The organism is Brevibacillus sp. BC25 (genome assembly GCF_000282075.1).
Lineage (GTDB): Bacteria > Bacillota > Bacilli > Brevibacillales > Brevibacillaceae > Brevibacillus.
The window spans coordinates 39,460-60,245 of the sequence record NZ_AKIX01000118.1; the positions used below are offsets into that span (position 1 = coordinate 39,460).

General features: G+C 47.4%; 23 protein-coding genes and 2 other annotated features. Of the genes, 5 read left to right on the plus strand and 18 right to left on the minus strand.

Features of this window, described 5'->3' with window-relative positions:
* Positions 1 to 28: 28 nt before the first annotated feature.
* The 3 genes from PMI05_RS26435 to PMI05_RS26445 form a co-directional block, all read right to left on the minus strand.
* Positions 29 to 262 (minus strand): hypothetical protein, encoded by a 234-nt coding sequence (locus tag PMI05_RS26435; protein WP_007728563.1) that lies wholly within the window; start codon positions 260 to 262, stop codon positions 29 to 31.
* Positions 263 to 422: 160 nt separating this feature from the next.
* Positions 423 to 662, minus strand: a complete 240-nt coding sequence (locus PMI05_RS26440; protein WP_007728564.1) for a hypothetical protein — start codon at positions 660 to 662, stop codon at positions 423 to 425.
* Between the two features lie 157 nt (positions 663 to 819).
* Entirely contained in the window at positions 820 to 1,734 is a 915-nt protein-coding gene (locus PMI05_RS26445) for a R2-like ligand-binding oxidase (protein WP_255344523.1), read from the minus strand.
* A gap of 191 nt (positions 1,735 to 1,925) precedes the next feature.
* Here PMI05_RS26445 and PMI05_RS26450 point away from each other — a divergent pair, with 191 nt between their 5' ends.
* Positions 1,926 to 2,612, plus strand: coding sequence for a LuxR C-terminal-related transcriptional regulator (locus PMI05_RS26450; RefSeq protein WP_007728566.1), 687 nt, complete (start codon positions 1,926 to 1,928; stop codon positions 2,610 to 2,612).
* Between the two features lie 66 nt (positions 2,613 to 2,678).
* Here PMI05_RS26450 and PMI05_RS26455 read toward each other — a convergent pair whose 3' ends face one another.
* The 10 genes from PMI05_RS26455 to PMI05_RS26500 all read right to left on the minus strand — a co-directional run bounded on the left by PMI05_RS26455 (position 2,679) and on the right by PMI05_RS26500 (position 12,890).
* Positions 2,679 to 3,044, minus strand: coding sequence for a hypothetical protein (locus tag PMI05_RS26455; protein ID WP_007728567.1), 366 nt, complete (start codon positions 3,042 to 3,044; stop codon positions 2,679 to 2,681).
* Between the two features lie 158 nt (positions 3,045 to 3,202).
* On the minus strand, positions 3,203 to 3,562 hold the full coding sequence (gene rplT, locus PMI05_RS26460) for a 50S ribosomal protein L20 (protein ID WP_007728568.1): 360 nt from the start codon (positions 3,560 to 3,562) through the stop codon (positions 3,203 to 3,205).
* Between the two features lie 91 nt (positions 3,563 to 3,653).
* Entirely contained in the window at positions 3,654 to 3,851 is a 198-nt protein-coding gene (gene rpmI, locus PMI05_RS26465; protein WP_007728569.1) for a 50S ribosomal protein L35, read from the minus strand.
* Positions 3,852 to 3,881: 30 nt separating this feature from the next.
* Entirely contained in the window at positions 3,882 to 4,388 is a 507-nt protein-coding gene (gene infC, locus PMI05_RS26470; RefSeq protein WP_007728570.1) for a translation initiation factor IF-3, read from the minus strand.
* Positions 4,389 to 4,429: 41 nt separating this feature from the next.
* Positions 4,430 to 4,580 (minus strand) — a sequence feature (ribosomal protein L20 leader region).
* A gap of 71 nt (positions 4,581 to 4,651) precedes the next feature.
* Positions 4,652 to 5,671 (minus strand): GTP 3',8-cyclase MoaA, encoded by a 1,020-nt coding sequence (moaA, locus tag PMI05_RS26475; protein WP_007728572.1) that lies wholly within the window; start codon positions 5,669 to 5,671, stop codon positions 4,652 to 4,654.
* Positions 5,672 to 5,885: 214 nt separating this feature from the next.
* Positions 5,886 to 7,940, minus strand: a complete 2,055-nt coding sequence (locus PMI05_RS26480) for a methyl-accepting chemotaxis protein (RefSeq protein ID WP_007728573.1) — start codon at positions 7,938 to 7,940, stop codon at positions 5,886 to 5,888.
* 134 nt (positions 7,941 to 8,074) lie between these two features.
* Positions 8,075 to 9,988 carry a threonine--tRNA ligase gene (gene thrS / locus PMI05_RS26485; RefSeq protein ID WP_007728574.1) on the minus strand — a complete coding sequence of 638 codons (1,914 nt, stop codon included), beginning with the start codon at positions 9,986 to 9,988 and terminating at the stop codon, positions 8,075 to 8,077.
* A 60-nt stretch (positions 9,989 to 10,048) separates the two neighbouring features.
* Positions 10,049 to 10,284 (minus strand) — a binding site (T-box leader).
* 25 nt (positions 10,285 to 10,309) lie between these two features.
* Positions 10,310 to 11,230, minus strand: a complete 921-nt coding sequence (gene ytxC / locus PMI05_RS26490; protein WP_039961439.1) for a putative sporulation protein YtxC — start codon at positions 11,228 to 11,230, stop codon at positions 10,310 to 10,312.
* A gap of 182 nt (positions 11,231 to 11,412) precedes the next feature.
* A complete protein-coding gene (gene mqnC, locus PMI05_RS26495; protein ID WP_007728576.1) occupies positions 11,413 to 12,519 on the minus strand; it encodes a cyclic dehypoxanthinyl futalosine synthase in 1,107 nt (368 codons plus the stop codon).
* Between the two features lie 146 nt (positions 12,520 to 12,665).
* Complete coding sequence (locus PMI05_RS26500) at positions 12,666 to 12,890, minus strand: hypothetical protein (protein WP_007728577.1); 225 nt, start codon at positions 12,888 to 12,890, stop codon at positions 12,666 to 12,668.
* Between the two features lie 209 nt (positions 12,891 to 13,099).
* On the opposite strand from PMI05_RS26500, the gene PMI05_RS26505 reads away from it, so the two are divergent.
* The gene (locus tag PMI05_RS26505) at positions 13,100 to 13,666 is read left to right on the plus strand and encodes a YqaA family protein (RefSeq protein WP_007728578.1); all 567 of its coding nucleotides are present in this window, start codon (positions 13,100 to 13,102) and stop codon (positions 13,664 to 13,666) included.
* A 53-nt stretch (positions 13,667 to 13,719) separates the two neighbouring features.
* Here PMI05_RS26505 and PMI05_RS26510 read toward each other — a convergent pair whose 3' ends face one another.
* Genes PMI05_RS26510 through PMI05_RS26520 form a run of 3 tightly spaced genes read right to left on the minus strand, consistent with a single transcriptional unit; the run spans position 13,720 to position 17,512 of the window.
* A complete protein-coding gene (locus PMI05_RS26510; protein WP_007728579.1) occupies positions 13,720 to 15,531 on the minus strand; it encodes an acyl-CoA dehydrogenase family protein in 1,812 nt (603 codons plus the stop codon).
* Positions 15,528 to 17,099 (minus strand): class I adenylate-forming enzyme family protein, encoded by a 1,572-nt coding sequence (locus tag PMI05_RS26515; RefSeq protein WP_007728586.1) that lies wholly within the window; start codon positions 17,097 to 17,099, stop codon positions 15,528 to 15,530. Before PMI05_RS26515 ends, PMI05_RS26510 begins: the two co-directional genes overlap by 4 nt.
* On the minus strand, positions 17,096 to 17,512 hold the full coding sequence (locus tag PMI05_RS26520) for a MerR family DNA-binding transcriptional regulator (protein WP_007728588.1): 417 nt from the start codon (positions 17,510 to 17,512) through the stop codon (positions 17,096 to 17,098). Before PMI05_RS26520 ends, PMI05_RS26515 begins: the two co-directional genes overlap by 4 nt.
* Before the next feature lie 168 nt (positions 17,513 to 17,680).
* On the opposite strand from PMI05_RS26520, the gene PMI05_RS26525 reads away from it, so the two are divergent.
* The 3 genes from PMI05_RS26525 to PMI05_RS26535 all read left to right on the plus strand — a co-directional run bounded on the left by PMI05_RS26525 (position 17,681) and on the right by PMI05_RS26535 (position 19,033).
* Positions 17,681 to 18,103, plus strand: coding sequence for a cell wall hydrolase (locus PMI05_RS26525; RefSeq protein ID WP_007728590.1), 423 nt, complete (start codon positions 17,681 to 17,683; stop codon positions 18,101 to 18,103).
* A 32-nt stretch (positions 18,104 to 18,135) separates the two neighbouring features.
* Entirely contained in the window at positions 18,136 to 18,588 is a 453-nt protein-coding gene (gerQ, locus tag PMI05_RS26530) for a spore coat protein GerQ (RefSeq protein ID WP_007728592.1), read from the plus strand.
* Between the two features lie 127 nt (positions 18,589 to 18,715).
* Positions 18,716 to 19,033 (plus strand): hypothetical protein, encoded by a 318-nt coding sequence (locus PMI05_RS26535; protein ID WP_007728593.1) that lies wholly within the window; start codon positions 18,716 to 18,718, stop codon positions 19,031 to 19,033.
* Here the strand turns inward: PMI05_RS26535 and PMI05_RS26540 are convergent.
* Positions 19,030 to 20,172, minus strand: coding sequence for a DUF2087 domain-containing protein (locus PMI05_RS26540; protein WP_007728594.1), 1,143 nt, complete (start codon positions 20,170 to 20,172; stop codon positions 19,030 to 19,032). The genes PMI05_RS26535 and PMI05_RS26540 overlap by 4 nt on opposite strands.
* 116 nt (positions 20,173 to 20,288) lie before the next feature.
* Entirely contained in the window at positions 20,289 to 20,765 is a 477-nt protein-coding gene (locus PMI05_RS26545) for a PilZ domain-containing protein (RefSeq protein ID WP_007728595.1), read from the minus strand.
* Between the last annotated feature and the right edge of the window lie 21 nt (positions 20,766 to 20,786).

A 20,786-nucleotide genomic window follows, 5' to 3' on the forward strand; every position in this document is an offset into this window, starting at 1 on the left:
AGACAGGGTCTGACAGCTTTCTGCTGCTTTATTTATCCTCTTTTTCGTTTACTGTGGGGGCGAAAATAAACGAGGCTCCCGTTTGTTGCGCGTTTTTGGCCTCGGTTTTTTGAACCGTTGGTACGGCGTACGAACCAGGGGTTATCAAGGAAGGTGTCACGGTGTAAGAATCATCCTTTTCTTTTGCAAACGCTCCTGGCACGAGCAATGCTGAACAGACAACTGCTGTTACACCCATCATCATCCATTTTTGTTTTCTCATCTATGTCTCTCTCCCTATCCAATGTTTTCCTGTAACGCTTTTTATTGTATGGCATTGGGAAGTCTGCTCGACACGGACGAAAGATTGTTTTTTTCTCAGACTTGAGACGGAATCGTTTTTTACAAAAGAAAAAGCATCCTGTACGGATGCTTTAACCCCATTAGTTTTCTTCTTTTTCGTTTACATTTGGAGCGAAAATAAATGCACTTCCTGTTTTTTGCGTGCCTGTCACCGCATCTGTTTTCTGGACTACTGGAGCCGTCGTGTACGGAGCAGGGGCGAAGAAAGCATTCGTCACGGAATGTGCATCTTCTTTCTCTTTGGCAAACGCCCCTGGCACAACCATCGCTGCACAAACAACTGCTGTAATTCCCATCATCATCCACTTTTGTTTTCTCATTTTAATCTCTCTCCCTATCCAATGTTTTCCTCTTATGGCTTTATTGTAAGGGATCAGCCAAGCTGACTAACACGGACGGGAGGTTGTTTTTTACTCAGACCTTGGGCGGATTCTGCTTTAGGACCAGAGCCCAGTTCTGTAAGTGGATCTATTTTTCTTACACATCGATCGTTGTTCTTGTATGCTTATACAGCTCTTCAATCGTCTGCCCTTTTGCTCGGGCAAGTACCTCCATGCGCACACTCAGTTGCTTTTTCGAAAACTGCTGCAAATCAGCGACCTTCACCCCGAATGCACTCACCCCTTGTGGGTCATCCATCCAATCGTACAGATGACTTGCCATTGGAGCCAGCTCATCCATCTTTTTGGCAATGACATCGTAAATATGAGGATGCTCACAGATCAATCGTTGCAGCAGGAATGTTCCGTAGCTGATGTGCCGCGATTCGTCTGTCTTCAAATACCCAATTCCTTGCATTAAACCAGGCATGAGCCCCGTTTTGCTGAGTGCTTCGTAAAACGCATAGTAGCCTGTCTCTGCGAGCACGCCTTCCACAAACATGTTGTAGACAGTAGAAGCTTCTGCGATGGCTTCGGGGGATTTATCCGTCAACAGACGATTGAGTGCATTCGGCAAGATCTCATGGAAAATTCGCTTGTACACATCATCGTGAAAATGATGCAAGTCTCCTGACTCGCCGATGTTGTCGAGAACCAACCGGAAAAACTCCGTATGCTTGGCCTCTTCAAAGAGGAAGGTCGTCAAATACATTTCTTCCTCTAATCGCCCTTCCTCTGCAATGACCATGATCAAAGGCAAAAGATCGAGGGTGACTGCCTCTTCCCCACCAAGAAAACCAGCAATCCGTCCCAAAGTTTCTTCCTTCTGCTCCGGATTCATATTCGCGTAATCTTCGCGGTCTTGCGCAAAATCAATGTCCTGCGGGTTCCAAATGCCGTATTTCTTCGCTTTTTGATACAATTGGTACGGCAGTAGCTCTTGATTCAATCCTTTTTGGCTGGTCGAAACAAAACCATTCCTCATCCCCATCCAACCTTTCTTTTTTCTCATGCGCCTTCTATTCCGAACGAATGAAAGAAGTCATAAATTGTTAATTTATCCCAAAACCATTCTTTACGCTCCGATCAGCGGTTTGATAAAATGAAGGCGCTGTAGGTAGATTATAGGTCAGGCTGAACGATCGTTCATATCCCCAAAAATCAGGGGGTGTTCATCACTCCAATGGAGGTGGCAATCACTCCATGGTCAGTCCAGAGCTGAACATGTACATCGATCGAATCGAAGAAACAACATTTTATGAGGAGAAACTGGTGCTTGCTGTACGCGGCTTCGTGGATCTCTTTCCTTTCATGGGAGCCATTCTGTGCAATTACTCGACGCTCAGTCAAATGGGTGAGGGACTATGGTCGATCCTTGACCAAGAGTTATGCTCCATCCGCGATATACGAGTGGACATGCGCAATATGCCCCTCATCCAGCATGCGATCCGTGAACAGAAAGCCGTCCTGCTAGATTCTGAGGCGATTCGTCAGTTCCCGCCCAATTTAGTGTATGGCGCCCCTTATGCGCTCATTCTCCCCATCAGCTATGGGCCTAACGTACTCGGCTACGCCGGTATTTCCTGGCATCAGGATGGCTGTTCCGGCATCAACCATCAATTGGTACAATCCTTAAGCGCATACTGTTTAATGCTGGGCAAAGTATTGGCAACCGACTCCCTTCGCCCTAAAACCGTCAAGCTCTCACGCCGAGAAGTCGAAGTCATGCAGCGGATGTCATGGGGCGAAAGCGTCAAGGAGATGGCGGACTGGATGGGAATTAGTGAGTTTACGGTGCAGGATTACATCAAGTCCGCCTTAAAAAAGCTCGGTGTGCAAAATCGCGCACAAGGTGTGGCAGACGCTATTCGCCAGCGAATCATTTGTTGAATAGAAATAGAAAAAAACAACCGAATGTGATCTCGGTTGTTTTTTCTGTGACTTAAACTTCCTTTTCTACGTTCTGATTTCTACCACGTTTCTCGGTGCTGATCTCGTCCGTTGAATCTCCCTGATTTGAGAAGTAGTCAGATTACGTCCCACAAAAATGAACGACGAGGTACGATTGTTGAAGTTGAAATTACCGAGGTTGGCAATATCTCGATTCCCCCGGAAGACAAGAAAATCCCCTCGATAAGCGGTTCCTGAAAACAAAACGAGTGTCACTCGGCCATTATTCCCTGCTCGTAATCGAAAACTCGACAGTACGTCATTGAATTCAAGCGCTTGGCACTGTCTGACTGCTACCCCACGTCTGCGAAAACGAATACGACGAGCTTCAAAGTTTCTGCCTGCCCATAGGCTTACTCGTAATTCTGCCATGCCACTCACCTCCTTCTATCTTTGCTGTAAGATATGACAAGGAGATTGATAGCGTGTGGACAGGTGTAGGATGCTATTCGTTTGATTTTGCTATCTAGACCACAACAAAAAAGCCAACCTTGCCCTCAATCGGGAAGATCGGCTCTTCTATTCAAAAATTAAGCGTTCAGTTTGCTTTTTGCAACTGTTGCCAGTTCGTTGAACGCAGCTTTGTCGTTAACAGCCAAGTCAGCCAGCATTTTGCGGTTAACTTCGATGCCAGCAACTTTCAGACCGTGCATCAAACGGCTGTAGGACAGACCGTTCATGCGAGCTTGCGCGTTGATACGAGTGATCCACAGTTTGCGGAAATCACGTTTCTTTTGACGACGGTCACGGTATGCATACAGCAGGGATTTCATTACCTGCGCATTAGCGGATTTAAACAGGCGATGTTTGGAACCGAAGTATCCTTTCGCCAGCTTCAGGATTTTCTTATGACGACGGCGTGTAACAATGCCACCTTTTACTCTTGGCATACTAAACTCCTCCTGGTCTTTCCAGCATGGCGGCCTACTACTAGGCGCTTAGGGAGCTCATGCTGCGAAATGGTGTGTAATAAAGAAAAACTTACATGTAAGTGAGCATTTGCTCAATACGTTTTTGATCGCCTTTGGAAACGAGTGCAGCTTTGCGCAGGTGGCGCTTAGCTTTCGTCGATTTGTTAGCGAACAAGTGGCTACCAAACGCACGGTCGCGCTTCAATTGGCCGCTTCCAGTCTTTTTGAAACGTTTCGCAGCGGCCTTGTTGGTTTTCATTTTAGGCATCTGAAAAATCCTCCTGTCTAAACTACTATCTTACTGCTTTTCCGCTTTCGGAGCCAGAATCATGATCATGCTACGGCCCTCGATCTTTGGTCTGCGCTCGGGCGCAGCGAGATCTTCACACTGGGCAGCTACACGTTCCATAACGCCTAGTCCAATTTCGGAGTGGGTGATTTCACGTCCACGGAAACGGATCGAGCACTTCACCTTGTGTTGATCCTCCAAGAACTTACGGACGTTGCGAAGCTTTGTTTGAAAATCGTGTTCCTCGATGTTAGAAGAAAAACGCACTTCTTTCAGCTCGATGATCTTCTGGTTTTTACGCGCTTCTTTTTCCTTTTTCGCCTGCTCGTATTTGAACTTTCCATAGTCCATGATACGGCATACAGGCGGCTTGGCTGTAGGAGCAACGTTTACCAGATCCAGTTCGGCTTCTTGGGCAATGCGCAACGCTTCCCTAAAGGGTACGACTCCCAATTGGCTCCCGTCAGCACCGATTAATCGGACTTCACGGGCACGGATCGCTTCGTTAATTAACATTTGATCCTTGCTAATACTTGCCACCCCCGTCAATTTCGAGAAGGAACAAAAATATGCGAACGCAATTTGCGCCCGCACATATCTCACCTAAGCAATTTCATCAGATCCGAGGATCTTTGCGTAAGAGTTACCTGTCAACAGTCGTAGACGACGTCGACCCAGGTGAGAAGCTGTGCGCCTCTGCTTGTTCTCGAAGTATGAAGTGTTTATACACGCCCTTTATAATACAGGGCTGCTTGGTTTTTGTCAAGGCTTCTAACAAATTAGCCGCCGATATGGGACATCTCCACTTTTTCGCGCTTGGCGAGACCAGGCGTTTCACTTAGTCGTTCCTCCGAGTAGCGCACGTCACGCCGCTCCCAGATCGCACGTATCAGCTCGCGAATCTCTTCATCCGTCCGTCCATCACGGACTGGTTCGCGCAAATCATCTCCGGATGAAGCGAAGAGACAATTGTACAATTTCCCTTCTGCCGACAGGCGAGCTCGCGTACAAGTGGAGCAAAAAGCTTGGGTCACTGATGAGATCAACCCGATCTCCTGGTCCGATCCCTCATAGCGATAGCGAGAAGCCACCTCTCCATAGTAGTTCGCTTCAGTCGCTACCAACGGCATCTCTTCATGGATCATGCGCACAATTTCACGGGAAGGTACGACTTGATCCAGCCGCCATCCGTTACTGTTTCCCACATCCATGAATTCAATAAATCGAAGGGTGTGCCCTTGCTCACGGAAGTACCGTGCCATCGGCAAAATATCTTGATCGTTAACTCCGCGTTGTACCACCATGTTGATCTTGATCGAAAGCCCGGCATCTGCCGCAACACGAATCCCTTCCAGCACGGTATCGACCTGATAGCCTCTACCGTTCAACATCCCAAAGCGCTCATTATCCAAGCTGTCTAGGCTGACCGTGACCCGATCCAGACCTGCTTCTTTTAGTGCTTGGGCATGGCGGGACAAGAGAGAACCGTTGGTCGTCATCGCAATATCTTGAACGCCTTCCACTTCACGTATCATTCGAATCAATTCAGGCAAATTTCTACGCATCAATGGTTCTCCGCCGGTAATGCGGATTTTCCCGACCCCAAGCGAAGTAAAGATCTGGGTCAAACGGGTAATCTCCTCAAAGGTCAGCAACTTGCTTTGCGGCAAAAACTCAAAATCTGGTCCAAAAATTTCGGCAGGCATGCAATAACGGCAACGAAAATTACATTTATCAGTGACAGATATTCGTAAATCTCGGAGAGGACGGTTCCGTAAATCAAGCACTTTATCTGGCATAGATGTTCACTCTCCTCTTATCTATATATAGGACGACTTTTCCCTTCATCATTACTATAATATCGCATTTCGACTTAGTACCAGTCTATTATCATAAATCGAAATAGCCAAATTTTCAAACGCAAACCGCACATTGTGTCATAAATGGGACCACTTTGCAAAAAAAAAGAGTACGAATACCTCCCGACATTCGCACTCTTTCCGTTATGCATTCTTATATCTTAAATTTACTGATCATTCTTTCCAGTTCGCGAGCCATATGATTCAAGGATTCAAATGAAACGGAAAACTCTTCCATAGTGGCCAATTGTCCTTTGGAGGAAGCAGCCAGATTTTCAGCATTGTGCGCTGAAATCCTTGCAATATGAGCAGTCTCGTCCACAGCAGCTGCTACTTGTTCCGATCCAGCGGACATCTGTTCAGAGACAGCAGATACCTCCTGAATTTGATCGGTTATCTGTTGAATTTCTTGTAAGATGCGTTGGAAGGCTTCTCCTGACTCCAGTACAGTAGACAATCCATCCTGAACATCTTGATTGACTGAATCCATCGCGTTGACCGCCATGGTCGTATCTGCTTGGATCTCCTGAATGAGGTTGGCGATTTGCCGAGCAGACTCATCAGATTGTTCAGCGAGTTTTCTCACTTCATCTGCTACGACAGCAAAACCACGTCCATGCTCTCCCGCACGGGCAGCTTCGATGGCTGCATTGAGAGCAAGCAGATTCGTTTGGGAAGCAATTCCCGTAATCACATCAATGATTTGCACAATTTCTTTGGATCGCTCACCCAATTGTTTGACTACGGATACGGAATGTTCCACAGAGTCACGGACGGAGTCCATTTGCTGGATAGCTTTTTGGATGGACTGGTTTCCTAGCTGCGCTTCATCCGCCGTACATGTAGATGCTTCCGAGATGATGGAGGTTGTTTCCGCCACACGTTGGATGCCGATCGACATTTCTTCCATCGCTCTTGCGGATTCCTCCGTACCTCTGAGCTGATTTTGCGCCCCGCTCGCTACTTCCTGTATGGTAGTAGATATCTTGTTCGTAGTATCTACATTGTCTGCCAAGCGAACCGATATGTTGTCTGACGAAGTAGAGAGGGTGTTAACCGCTTTTTGGACTTCGCGAATGAGTCCTTGGATGGATACTTGCATCACTTGAATGCTCTGACCAAGCATGCCGATTTCGTCTTTTCTTTCCAAAAGGTTTTTGGGCAATTCAACAGTAAAGTCACCACGTCCAATCTGGGCAATCTGGTCAACGATGGCAAGCAATGGCTTGGTGAATTTGTGCGAGAAAAGAACGGAAGCGACAACCGCTAGTAAGGCAAACAAAATGCTTAACATCCCGATGATGAAACCGATTTGATGAGCTTCAGCAGAGAGCTCGGCTTTTTCTATAAACGAAATATATTTCCAGCCGGTTTTGTCTGAAGTAAAGACGTTCGCCAAATACTCGGTATCGTTCATCGTGACCGAAAAGCTGCTGGGAGTATTCTCTCCGATAGCAGCCAATTCAGGAATTTGCGTATCTTTCAGTTTTTTCGAATTGAGCTCGGGGTTCTTCGGATTAGCCAAAATCGTTCCGTCTTTGCCAACCAGCATGAGATAACCCGTTTTCCCGATCTTAATTTCTTTCAGAATGTCGGTTAGCCCTTTTAAATTCACATCCAGTCCAACAACGCCCAGTGGTTCACCCTTGTCATCCTTTAGCATCGTCACGTTACTGATCACGATACTGTTGTCGCCCAAATAGAGATACGGATCTGTCGTGATCACTTTTCCCGGACTCTCCATTGGTGTTTTGTACCAATCCCTTGTACGCGGATCGTAATTCGGAATGACATCATCTGTCGGCCACTGTATGTATCCTCCGTATTTTGTCGCTAAATAAATAAATGCAGTATTCGGATGAGAATCGACAAATCGTAGGAAATCTTTAAAAATGGCCGCCTCTACCCCGCCATTTTGCAGTGGGGTATGCTTGGTTTTGGTTGGTTTGTCCATATACGTCGTGATGGTGTTATCTGCACTTTTTAATAAGGGACTGCCTGCTATCAGGTTTACGTTTTCACGAATCGAGTCGAAATACAAGTTAATCGCGTTGTCTACTTGAGCCACTTCTTTTGTCGAGGATTCAATAAAATAAGTCTGGATTCGCTCCTCCATACTGACATATACAAATGAGCTAATCACTCCAATCGGGATTAAAATAATGGCAAGAAATGCTGCTATCAGTCTTTGCTTGATGCTTACCCGCATACGTATCCCCCGCAGTTCTTCTTGATGTCCATAAGAACAATTACCCTACATCCTTTTCCCGTTCTTTTTTCCAAGTAAACGTATAATGAAAAAAGCCGCCCGAAACTTCAGGGCGGCTCTACTTTTATACGTTTTTACTTCATTTCATTGATTTCAGCGCGGATTTTTTCTACAAACGCATCCACTGTCATCGCGCCTTCATCGCCCACTCCGCGTTTGCGGACAGACAGTGTACCGTCAGCCACCTCTTTTTCACCGATGACCAGCATGTACGGGATTTTTTCAACTTGTGCTTCACGGATTTTGTAGCCGATTTTCTCATTGCGGCCATCCAGCTCTACGCGAATGCCAGCTTGTTGCAGTTTTTCTCTGACTTGTTCTGCATATGGCATGTGCACTTCGCTGATGTTCATGATGCGTGCTTGGATTGGAGTCAGCCAAATCGGGAACGCACCTGCGTAGTGCTCGATCAGGATACCAATGAAGCGCTCCATGGAGCCGTACATCGCACGGTGCAAGACAACTGGACGATGCTTCTCGTTGTCTTGACCGACATAAGTCAGGTCGAATTTCTCAGGCATTTGGAAGTCCAGCTGGATCGTTCCACATTGGTGACGGCGTTTCAGCGCATCGGTAATTTGGAAGTCGATCTTCGGTCCGTAGAACGCACCGTCTCCGTCTTTGATTTCATAGGCCATACCGAGCTCATCCAACACGGTTTTCAGAGAGCTTTCTGCTGCTTCCCACAGCTCATCAGAGCCCATGGAATCTTCCGGACGAGTGGACAGAGCCACACTGTATTCGAAGCCAAATACCTTGTAGATACTGTCAATCAAAGTGATCATGCCTTTGATTTCGCTCGCGATCTGATCAGGACGAACAAATACGTGCGCGTCATCCTGACAGAAGGTGCGCACCCGCAGCATTCCGTTCAATGCCCCGGAGTACTCATGGCGGTGAACTTGCCCGAACTCGGAGTAACGAATCGGCAGGTCGCGGTAAGAATGCATCTCGTTTTTATAGATCAACATGTGACCTGGGCAGTTCATTGGCTTCAAGGCATAAGTCGCGTTGTCTACTTCAGAGAAGTACATGTTCTCTTTATAGTGATCCCAGTGACCAGATTCTTTCCAGAGACGCTCGTTCATGAGGAACGGAGAGCGCACTTCTGTGTATTGTGCCAATTGTTGCAGACGGCGGGAGAATTGCTCCAGCTCGTTGCGAACAGTGAAGCCTTTTGGCAGGTAGAACGGCATACCTGGTGCTTCCTCGGAGAACATGAACAGTCCCAGTTCTTTACCCAATTTGCGGTGATCGCGCTTTTTCGCTTCTTCGATGAAGTGCAGATATTCATCCATGTCTGCTTTTTTCGGCCAAGCTGTACCGTATACACGTTGCAAAACTTGGTTTTCTGCTTTTCCGCGCCAGTATGCACCTGCCACGCTCATCAGCTTGAATGCTTTGATGAAGCCAGTGGACGGCAAGTGCGGACCACGACAGAGGTCGAAAAATTCGCCTTGCTCATACATCGTGATAGTCGCATCCTCTGGCAGGTCGCGAATCAGTTCCAGCTTCAGGTGATCGTTCAGTTCTTGGAAAATCGCAGTTGCTTCTTCGCGGCTTACGACTTTTCGGCGAATCGGCAGGTCTTCCTTCACGATTTTTTCCATTTCTGCTTCGATTTTGCCCAAATCCTCTGGGGAAAGGGACACCGGAATGTCCATGTCATAGTAGAAGCCATCTTCGATCACAGGACCGATTCCGAACTTCACTTCAGCGCCGTAAATGCGTTTTACCGCTTGAGCGAGCAAGTGAGCTGTACTGTGGCGGTATACTTCCAACCCGTCGGCAGAATCGAGGGTAACGATTTCAATCGCTGCGTCATCTGTGAGTTCTGTGTACAGATCGACAACCTTGCCATCTTTTTTACCAGCTACTGCCTTTTTCTTCAGGCTAGAGCTAATGGAGCCTGCAATGTCTTCGATAGTAATCCCAGCGTCGTATTGACGAACGGCTCCATCTGGGAAAGTAACATGAATTTGTGCCACTGTGGATTCTTCCTTCCTGTATCTTGTTTGGTTGAGAAAATAAAAAAACACTCATCCCCAAAAAGGGACGAGTGTGTTCTCGCGGTACCACCCTACTTCAAGTCTGTTCACAAAAACAGACTCCTCATTCCATGTAACGGTATTTAACCGGCATACCGATAGTAAAAGCCTACGCTTCGTTCCCGGTAGCTACTCGAAGGTGGTAGATCAATAACAGTTCGCAGCGAGCTTCCAGCCTGTGGCCCGCCTCTCTAGAGCGTCCTAACTATTGTCCGTGTCCTTCTCATCGTATTTATAAGCGCTGTAAAGTTGTTGTTGCTATTATAGTTTAGAGGGATTATTCCCGTCAAGTACACGTCGCTCGGATAGGCAAAGCGAACAAGAGTGGCAAGTAACGAGCCGACTGTCAAAAATACTGCGGATCGTCTGTGCAAGCCCAGGCTTTTCCGAAGCCATATGGAGCACGATACTCTCAGGAGCCAGTGTAACCAAAGCACTGACTAAATAATCCTCGTCCCTGCATTTTTGTTCGTCCATGTTCAGAACGGTATCCAACTGTTCAAGCCAAAGACGATCCCCTTTTTTATCATAAAGATGGAAAGGTTTGTCCACACTAGGAACGACATGAACGACTTCCTGCTTGGTTTCCTGTACAGCAATGAAATAGCGCAACAGCTCGACAAACTCTTGGTATTGCTTGTCTTCCAGATATTCATCAATGCCAGTTTCCACGAGTTCGAACAGCTCGTTCCAATGCTCCTGTAGTCGAAACCGGACGAAGCCCAAGACGTTGATTGTTCTCTCCCACTCCAAATAGGTGAAAACGTTGCGATATACGTTTGCCTTGCGTGTTGTAGCCGTTAACAGTTCCCTGCCATCAAGCTCGACTTCTTGGCACATGCGTTGAATATAAGGAAAAATCTCTACCCACTCGGTTTCCATCTGTTCGGCAGCGAGTAAATCAGCGGCCATTTCTTCCATAATTTTCGGTTCCTTCACCTGAATGACCCATTCGGCTAATGTAAGAGCAACGAAGGCTCTCGCCCACTCGATGGTCTGCGCGTCATACTCAGTCTCACACCAGCTTTGAAAGTAGAACAAGAGGTATCCATTCTCTTCTTGCTCCCTGTATGTAATGCGCACCGGTGCAGTGTTGACCCGCTCCGTCATCTTATTTACGATAGCCCGATACGTGTCACAATGCTCAGGGACATTCTCCAGCAATACGCGAAACGTCTGCATAACCATCCCCCCAACCGCCATTGTAGTTACAGTATATGTCCCGTCAGGAGCGATATACTTTTAAACGGTTGGAAACTCAGGGAAGGTTGCAGGTAAAAAATCCCTGATTAAAAAACCAAAAAACGCTCCCCTGCTGATTTCCCTTTGTTAGGAGGGGGGCAGAGAAGCGTTTTTTTGGTTTATTAGTTTTGCATTACAAAATCACGTTCTGCCATCTCGCCGTCTTTGAAAACGCGCAGAGTGTCATACTGTGTATTGCGCTGTGCAGGGATTTTACCTGCGCCGCGAATGAGCTCCAAAATTTGGTTCGTGTTGACCTTGTACGTACATGCCGCTGCGGAAACAACGTTTTCTTCCATCATCGTTTGGCCGAAATCGTTTGCTCCATAAGAGAGAGAAAGCTGACCGTAATGCGGGCCCATCGTCACCCAGGAAGATTGGAAGTTTTTGATATTATCTAGCATAAGGCGGCTGATTGCCAGTGTTTTCAAGTATTCCTCTGGCGTATTGTTGACAGCCTTCATGTTGGTGTTGTCCGGCTGGAAGGTCCAGACGATAAACGCTTTGAAGCCGCCTGTCTCATCTTGCGCATCACGAATGCGCAGAAGGGACAGTACACGCTCTTCCATCTCTTCCCCAAAACCAATTACCATGGTAGCTGTACCAGGCAAGCCTGCACGGTGTGCGGCTTTTTGAGTATCAATCCATTCAGTCCAAGAACCCTTCAAGCGGGAAATCTTCCGACGTGTACGATCATCGAGGATTTCTCCACCCGCTCCCGGCAAGGAATCGAGACCCGCGGCCTTCAGCTCTTTCAGCACTTCCTCGACAGACATGTTGGAAACTTCCGCGATTTTCATCACTTCCGCTACAGACAAAGAGTGCATCGTAATCTGCGGGAAGCGCTGCTTGATCTCACGCAAGAGGTCAGTGTAATAATCCAGTTTCAGATCCGGATTAGTACCGCCTTGCATCAAGATTTCTGTACCGCCAACGTCCACGGTCTCCTGAATTTTTTGGAAAATCGTTTCTTTTGGGAGAACGTATCCTTCAGAAGAACCCGGACGACGGTAAAAGGCACAAAAACGGCAATACGTGTCACATACGTTCGTGTAATTGACGTTGCGACTGATGACAAAAGTCGCAATCGGTTCTGGATGATGCTTTTGCATGACCAGATTAGCGTAATGTCCGATCTTTTCGATTTCATTGCTCGCAAACAAAGCCAGACCGTCTTCGAGACCCAGTCGTTCACCTGCGAGAGCACGTTCCAATATAGAATCGATCATAAGGATCACTCCTTGTAGCATACGTAAATTCCATCCCACATCATAACACAATACCGGGACATCGGCTATAGCCCGAGGTGCTGGCAGATTCGCTGCCATACGCGAAAAAACCCTGCAAGAGACAGGGCTTGGACTCGCAATTATTCTTATTGTTCTTCATATCCGATCTGTTCGTATACTTCTGGCTCCCAGTAAATCACGGTTTGCGCGAGTGGCAAATTCGTCTCGCGTGCTCCATTTGGTTGGCCATTAAAATAGATGATTTCTGTTATGGATACCCGATCACCACGTACGTCAATTTCCCCTGACAATTGCAAGTTAGTCCCGTTTGGCGCATAGAAAACGACTTTTCCCGAACCCAATGTTTTCATTGGTTCCTCCCATGATGTTTGTCCTGTTTCCCTACATTTTAGTGGATAATCTTTCCTAGCGTCAATGAAAAAACAAGGACTTCACTACCAATATTCGACCTAGGATAAGTGGGTCACAACCAAGAGCAGGGTAACTTCAGTTGTGGTCTTTCTTTGGACAAACTGGCATAGGATAGCTACAATAGAAAAAACCTTCTAAGGAGATGCTCATGCTCGAACATATCACACAGCTATTCATGCAATATGGGATGTGGGGACTTGTTGCCATGGCATTTTTGGACTCATTTATTAGTCCAATTCCTCCGTTTTTTATGCAAATTGCGATGAGTCTGCTCGATCCAGGCTCAGCGATTCAGTTTGCGACAGTGGCCTTTACTGCTTCCGTCCTCGGCGCTCCCATCGGATTTTTGTTGGGGAGATGGCTGGGAAAACCACTTTTGCACAAGATTCTCCCTGAAAAATGGGTTATTGTAGCGACGGAAAAATTCGCAAAAAACGGGGATGCTGCCGTACTGATCGGAGCTTTTACCCCCATTCCTTTCAAGGTTTTCACTGTGCTCTCTGGCGTATTCAATTACTCGCTGACCAAGCTCATGTTTTATGCGATCATCGGGCGGGGATTGAAGTTTTATTTGATTGGCACCTTGTTTTATTTGTACGGAAAACACGCAAAGGTTCTGATCGATGAATACTTTGAGATCACGCTGCTGGCGATCGCAACAGTGGTTGCTGCGACCTGGTTTATTTGGAGTATGCGCCGCAAGCGGTATGCGTAAAAATCAAAAGCGCCTTTGCCACCTCAACAAGTGGTCAAAAGGCGCTTTTTGATTTATCGGGTCTGAACAATAGCGGACTGTTGGGCCCAATCTTCTACGCTGACAAACTGATATTCCACCAGTTGGGTAAAAAACTGTACATCCAGCAAAGTATCGGCTTGAATCCCCCGCTTTTCTTTTGAGTGGAAATGCTTTTCGGCATACAGCTTTGCCAAAATATATTTGCGGGCATTTCCCTCACGCGTCACTTGATCCTCTGCTTCACTGACGATGCATGATAAGGTGTACAAATCTACCATATGGTCCGCGAGCGTTTTTAATTTGTACGTTACATAATCGTGGGTCTGTTGCATGAGATAGGCGATATTTTCCTCCAGGATGGCCAGTTCTGTCCGAATCAACTCGGCGTACGGCTGTGAAAAGGCATGCTTCCAGCCAGCTACGCTCTCCCGAAGCAATCTGCAAAACACTTCGTGGCTGTTTTCTTTTTGCATCACACGCAAAATATCGAGTGCGAGTATATTCGAGGTGCCTTCCCATACAGTCAAAACTTGCGCATCACGCAACAGACGCGGCGTCACGTACTCCTCGATATAACCGTTACCGCCATGAATTTCAATTGCGGTATGAGTCGATTCGACAGCCTGTTCCCCTGTACGGTATTTCAGCAAAGGAATCAGCAGGCGAGCAAGCGCGTTATCCTCTATGCTAGCAGAATTAGACTGCAAGCGATCATAAACAGCAATCATATCAAACACCGCACCCGTGCTGACCTCCGTATCCAATAAGAGGCTCACCAACATTTCTTTTACCATCGGGTACTGATCGATTGGCTTCCCGAATGCACGACGTTGCTCGGCATAATACCTCGCTTCGTAAAAAGCTCGACGCATGATCCCAATCGAAGCAATCGCGTTGCAAATGCGAGAGAGGTTCAGGGCTTCTGCCATGTACTTGAAGCCGTTCTGAGGCTCCCCGATCAAATTGCCCTCTGCTCCGTTCAATAGTATCTCCGCAGATGGTACGGCGTTGACGCCCAGCTTATCTTTCAGGCGGCGGACCTGGATGTGATTGCGTTCATTGTCAGGCTTTATCCAAGGCACCAAAAACAGTCCGAGCCCTTTTGTCCCCGGTTTCTCCTCATCGATTCTCGCCAAAACAGTCGCAACAAATGCTCCAGCATTGCTCGCAAAAAACTTTTCTCCTGTCAATCGGTACACACCAGGCTGACCTGCTACTGGCTTTGCTACAGTCAAATTCGCACCGACATCCGAACCGCCCTGTCTCTCCGTCAGCCAAGTAGCCCCTTCATACAAGCGAGTACGATCACGAGAGGTCAGTCCTGTCAGGTAAAGCTCCTTTTGTTCTTCGCTGCCATAGCGATCAAGTAAATAAGCAGCTGACATCGACAAGGTAACAGGGCAATAGAAGCCCGGCTCAGACTGACTCACGAGATAGCCCATGAAAAAGGAATAGCTATACGGCGCTTTTCTCCCCAACTCAGGAATGTCTTGATACAAGTAGCTGACGATGCCTGCTCCGTAAACTTCTGCTACTGTTTCCTTGTAGCCTTCATTGGTAATGATCTCGGAAATATCCTCACCCAGCCGATTGTACTTGCGCAATCTCGGCTTTCCTTCCCTGTCTGTATAGGCAGCACGCTCATCGATGGGTCCTGCCACTTGCGCCCCTAGCCAGCTCAATTGCTGTCTGGCCCATTCATGCATGGAAGCAGGGAGATAACGTTCCAGCAAATAATCAAGGTTGGGATCTGCTTTGAAAAAGTTTTGCGCCTGTGGTGTACGCGGGTGCGGGATATTGTCGCTGTATGCTCGCTGATCGATGCTCGTTTGCAAATCACTCATCGTAGTTCCACTTCCTTTTGGGAACTGACATCACGCAATACATGCTTCATGACTTTTCCGCTCGTGTTCCGCGGCAGTGCAGGAACGATATTCACTTGTCGCGGGAGCTTGTAATCGGCGAGATGACCACGCAAAGAGCCTTGGATCTCCTCTAGCCACTCTCGATTGGTATCGACTCCTGGTTTCAGTACCACATAAGCCGTAACTGTCTCGCCCCACTCCGGATGCGGCAAACCTACAACAGCTACCTCGCCAATCGACGGATGACGCTCCAACAACTGCTCGATTTCCTTCGGGTAGACGTTTACCCCGCCCGTAATCATCACGTCTTTTTTGCGATCAATCATCCACAGAAATCCATCCTCATCCACGCGTGCAATATCGCCAGTGTACACCCAACCATCCCGTATGGTTTCTGCTGTAGCCCCTGGATTGTTGTAGTATCCTTTCATTGTCCCTTCTCCGCGCAAGCGAATTTCGCCCGCTTCGCCACTGGCGCATCGCTCTCCTCGCTCGTCTACAACCTCCATTTCGGTGAACAATACACCACGATTGCCTATACTGCCGATTTTGTCCGGATGCTCTCGGTGCAAGAGGCACATTCCGGTCGGCCCTGCCTCCGTCAAGCCGTAGACGCACGCCAGTTTATCGCGTCCATATGCTTCTTCCATAAGCGAAGCCATCTCTTTGGACAGCGGAGCCCCGCCATACATCCAATGTTCGATGGAAGACAAATCGTACGCCGCAAACTCGGGATGCTTCATCGTCAGTAAATACGCCACTGGCGCTCCGAAGAAATGCGTAATCTGATGCTGCTGCACCAAATCCAAAAGAAGCTGCGGAGAGAAGGTCAGGGCCATTACCTGGGTGGCGCCAAGCATGAGCCCTGCAATGAAAAAGAGATGGAGGGGAGCCGAATGACTTAGCGGCATCAAATGCAAAATTCGAGAACGATGTGTCATCGTCAGTTCAATCGACATCATTTTCGCGACAGTCAATAAGCTTCTATGTGTATAAAGCACCCCTTTAGGGCGTCCAGTCGTCCCAGATGTATATAGGATGCTGACCTCGCTATCTTCGTTCATGTTCCCCAAATACGGCTGTGAAGAAAGCGCATTCATTTTATCAAAAGACACGTTATTGGCATCCCAGTCAGCGATTCCATGCCAATTCCCTTGACTCGCTCCTGTTTTGATTGCCACAAGCTGTGGCGTTTGAAGGACCCACTCATTCACGATAGGCACGAGGGCATCATGAACAAGAAGTGCCTTTGCTCCGGCATGTTCACATATATGTCGTACTTCTTCTTGTGTTGATCGTGCATTGATCGGTACGACGAGGGCACCACTGCGAATGACGGCGACGTAAAAAATGGCAAACTCCGGGCAATTGGGCATCAGCATGACAACCCGATCCCCTTGCTCGATGCCAAGCTCTTGCAAATGGCAAGCCCACTGAGTGGAGCGTGTATCCCACTGGGAAAAGCTGACCTCTACATCTCCTGCAATCAGCGCAGACTTATCAGGGCATTTCCTTCCGTTTGCTGTGAGCAGAGCTGATACGTTCATCGTTTCTCCTCCTCATTTTCTTCAAGCAATTTTTGTTCAAAGTTTTGCTTGTAGACGAGAATGTCTTCTCTCAGTTGTCGGAGTTCCATGATTTTCTCGTCGATCTCAGCCAGCTTTTGGTTGCCGTACTCAATCGTTCGCATAAGCTGCGCACGACCTGTACGGTCCTCGTCGAACAGCTCAATCATCTCGCGAATCTGATCCAACGAAAATCCGAAGCGCTTCCCTCGCAGAATGAGTCGCAGCCTGGCACGATCCTTGCGGTTGTAGTGCCTGCTTCCCTTCTCTGTCCGACTGGGGAAAATCAAGCCGAGCTCTTCGTAGTACCGAATCGTTCTGGTGCTGACATCTAATTGTTGAGCAAGATCAGAGATGGTCCACGATTCTTCCTTCTGTATTCCTTCTCTGCTCATGTCCAGCGCCCCTTACTTACATTTATAAAATTCCAAATTTACCGAATAAAATGATTGTAACTGCCGTTTACGTAAACGTCAACTTGATGAAAAATTTATCGGGCCAATCACCAATCTATTATTCGCCCATATATTGTTATTGTGATTTTTATGGAAGGAGGTGAAGCAATGGCCGTCATCAAAGCGAACTCCAGTGATGTCGATATGCTTGCCAGACTGATACGGGCCGAGGCTGAGGGTGAAGGTGAGTTGGGCATGCTCATGGTTGGCAACGTTGGGGTAAATCGGATTTTAGGTAACTGCCTTGACTTCAAAAACATTCGTAGCATGCGTGACATGGTCTATCAATCTCCTGGAGGATTCGAAGCGATCCAAAAACCGTATTTCTATCAACGGGCCAGGGAAAAAGACAAACGACTGGCACAGCGTGCAATCAATGGAGAGAAAACCCGCCCTGCGAGCAACGCGTTGTGGTTCTACCGTCCTGCTGGAAACTGCCCTCCTACTTGGTGGGATCAACAAAACTCCGGTCGCTATAAGGCACACTGCTTCTTCATTCCAACACCAGCAGATTGTCCACGCGTCTATTAAAAAGATTAGATAGATAAAGGAGCGAGTTCATCATGAGTCAACAAATGCCTTACACTGGTTTCCCTCAACAACAATACGGTTACGACATGTACCCATCCGCACAGTATCCATACGGCATACCTCAGCAACAGCAGCAGATGATTCAACAGCAGCAACCTCAACTGGTTCCGATGCAGCCAAGCGGATCCTTGATTCCTGGAATGCCCATTACTCCTGGGCAAGTAATGGAAGAATCGTACATCGAAAACATCCTTCGCCTGAATCGAGGCAAGGTCATTACGGTGTACCAAACGTTTGAAAACAACAGTCAATGGAACGCCAAAATTTTCCGTGGCGTCCTCGAAACAGCTGGCCGCGACCACATCATTATCAGCGATCCGCAAACCGGCAAACGCTATTTGCTCCTCATGGTCAACACCGATTACATCACCGCGGACGAAGAGTTGAATTACGTCCCGCCTCAGCTTCCAACAGGAGTTCGGTAAAAAACCTAGCACAAAAAGACAGTTTCCGTCGGCTATCCCGGGGGAGAACTGTCTTTTTGACGTTTAAACCATTCCATGCTATTAATGAGTGTGAGAAACACGACCGTTTTGCAAAGGATGAGGAAGAGTGGCATTTGGGATTACACGAGACGAACTGAACCGTTGGAAGCAAGCCGTTAGTCGAGGCGAATTGGCATTTCTCACCCATTATTGGCTGGACCCCCGGTTTCCCGGAATCAAAACCGTTACAAAAGTAGGCTGTGCCAATTATTCGTTACTGACAGACTGGTGCCTTGCCAACGGACTCGATCCTGTCTACATTCATAACCGTGCACCCTTCCCACATTTTGATTTACTTGGCGAAAAACAAATCCAGATCTTGCAAAAGGAAGGTTTGTGGGCTCACTTGGAGCGATTCCGCATGCTGGATGATGGACAAGACTAGGATGGATCTTTTTGCACGTGATAGCCTCGATCACCATAAGGCGCCAGCTTTTTCATCCATTTATCTTCGAGTTTTTCCAGTGCATCCTTCCCATCAAAATACGGATGGTCTTTCTTCTCAACCTTTTCTAGTACTTCGATTTCAAAAGCGTCCGAACCGTATTTATCCCAGTCTTTTTGCAGATCACGATTAGGGTGTGAGCCATGCTGAAGCATGAACTTTCTACCGTTGATCGTTTTTAGGTTATTCGTGCTGGCGATGAACACTTTGTCATTTTGCTTGTTCTTAATTTGATAAACGCCTGCATCTGTTTCTACTTCCTTGTACATCTGCTTGAGCTCTTGCTTGCGATTCATCTGTTGCGCCCCTCGTTCCTCTCCTTCATTTTCCACTGCGATCCGCCAATATTGACTGCCGTCCGCCTGTCTATCCATCAAACCGACATCGACTAAATATCTCCGCAAGGTCACATAATCGTCGAAAAGACCTTCTAAAATCTCATTCACTTCTCGCTCGGTGTAGAAACGGTCGAGCTCAAATTTTTTGGAAATCTCTTCGAGGAGGATGAGTTTATGCTTTTGTTTGCGCGGGAAGCGCTCTAATCGACCTGATAGTCCGTTCGGCAAGAATCTCTTTACGATCGCGGCATACTCTGCGGCATCGTCATCTTTCGAGGGATTCTTTTGCTTGCTTGATTTGGCATCATTGGACGATTGATTTTTATCCGCTTCATGCAATAACTCCATCATGACCAGGAATACCTTGGCCTGACGTTCTTTTTCCTTGAGTGCAAAGCGGTGATTACGGATCGTCGATGCACTGCCAATCCCCATTTCATTTTGAACCTCGGCGTCTGTCTTGCCCTGGTAAAAGAGGCGAAGCAAATTAACCTGATGATCAGACAAGCCCGTCAATCGTTTATCCAACTGGCTCAGGTGAGTAAAGACAGAACCGTGCGAAACCTCGATATGATGACGCATAAAACGGGACGCTTCATATAGGACACCCTGCTCTGGATAAATAATTCCTTTCTCCACCTGTTCCCCACAGAGCAAACACATAAAATGTTCGTCTTGTTCGATGTAACCTTGCTTCCACTCTTGAAGGGAAGCGCTCCAAAACGCTTCATGAAGACTCATATATAAACACAACCTTTATTCGTTTGATTTATTATAGATAACTTATCATTGCGTTTGTTTTGTGTCAAACAAAAAAGCCCTCTGTTGTGTATTCGTACAACAGAAAGCCTTTTTGTCTATGCTTCACTGGCTCGCATCGCAAGACTTGCTTGAGCCAACTCTTTTAAAAATGCCAAGCGATCACCTTTAAAGAAACGTCCTTCTGTTGCTGACCGATTCTGCCGATAGCGGATCGCCAGTCGGTTTACCAAGCGATTAATCTCCAGATGTTGTTCCTCTTCCATAGTAAACCGTACAGCGTATTCGTAATAGTCCGTTTCCCACGGAATCGTGCGAACTACGTGACCGTACATTTTCAGAGCCTGTCCGCACAATTCCGTCGCAAACTGCAGAACGAGCTGATCATTTGCCGGCATTTTGAGATGAGAGAGAAAACGAAGTCCACCTGCCCCGATATCCTCGATCAATACCTGCGTGCTCCCAATCTCCATAGTTTTCCCTTTGACCAGCACAATGGTCATGTCTGCACAGAGGGAGTATTCTAGACGTAAGCGAAAAAATTCACGTTGATGCCCCTCTGATCTCCCTGGCATTGTTTTCTCCTTCTTTCTCTT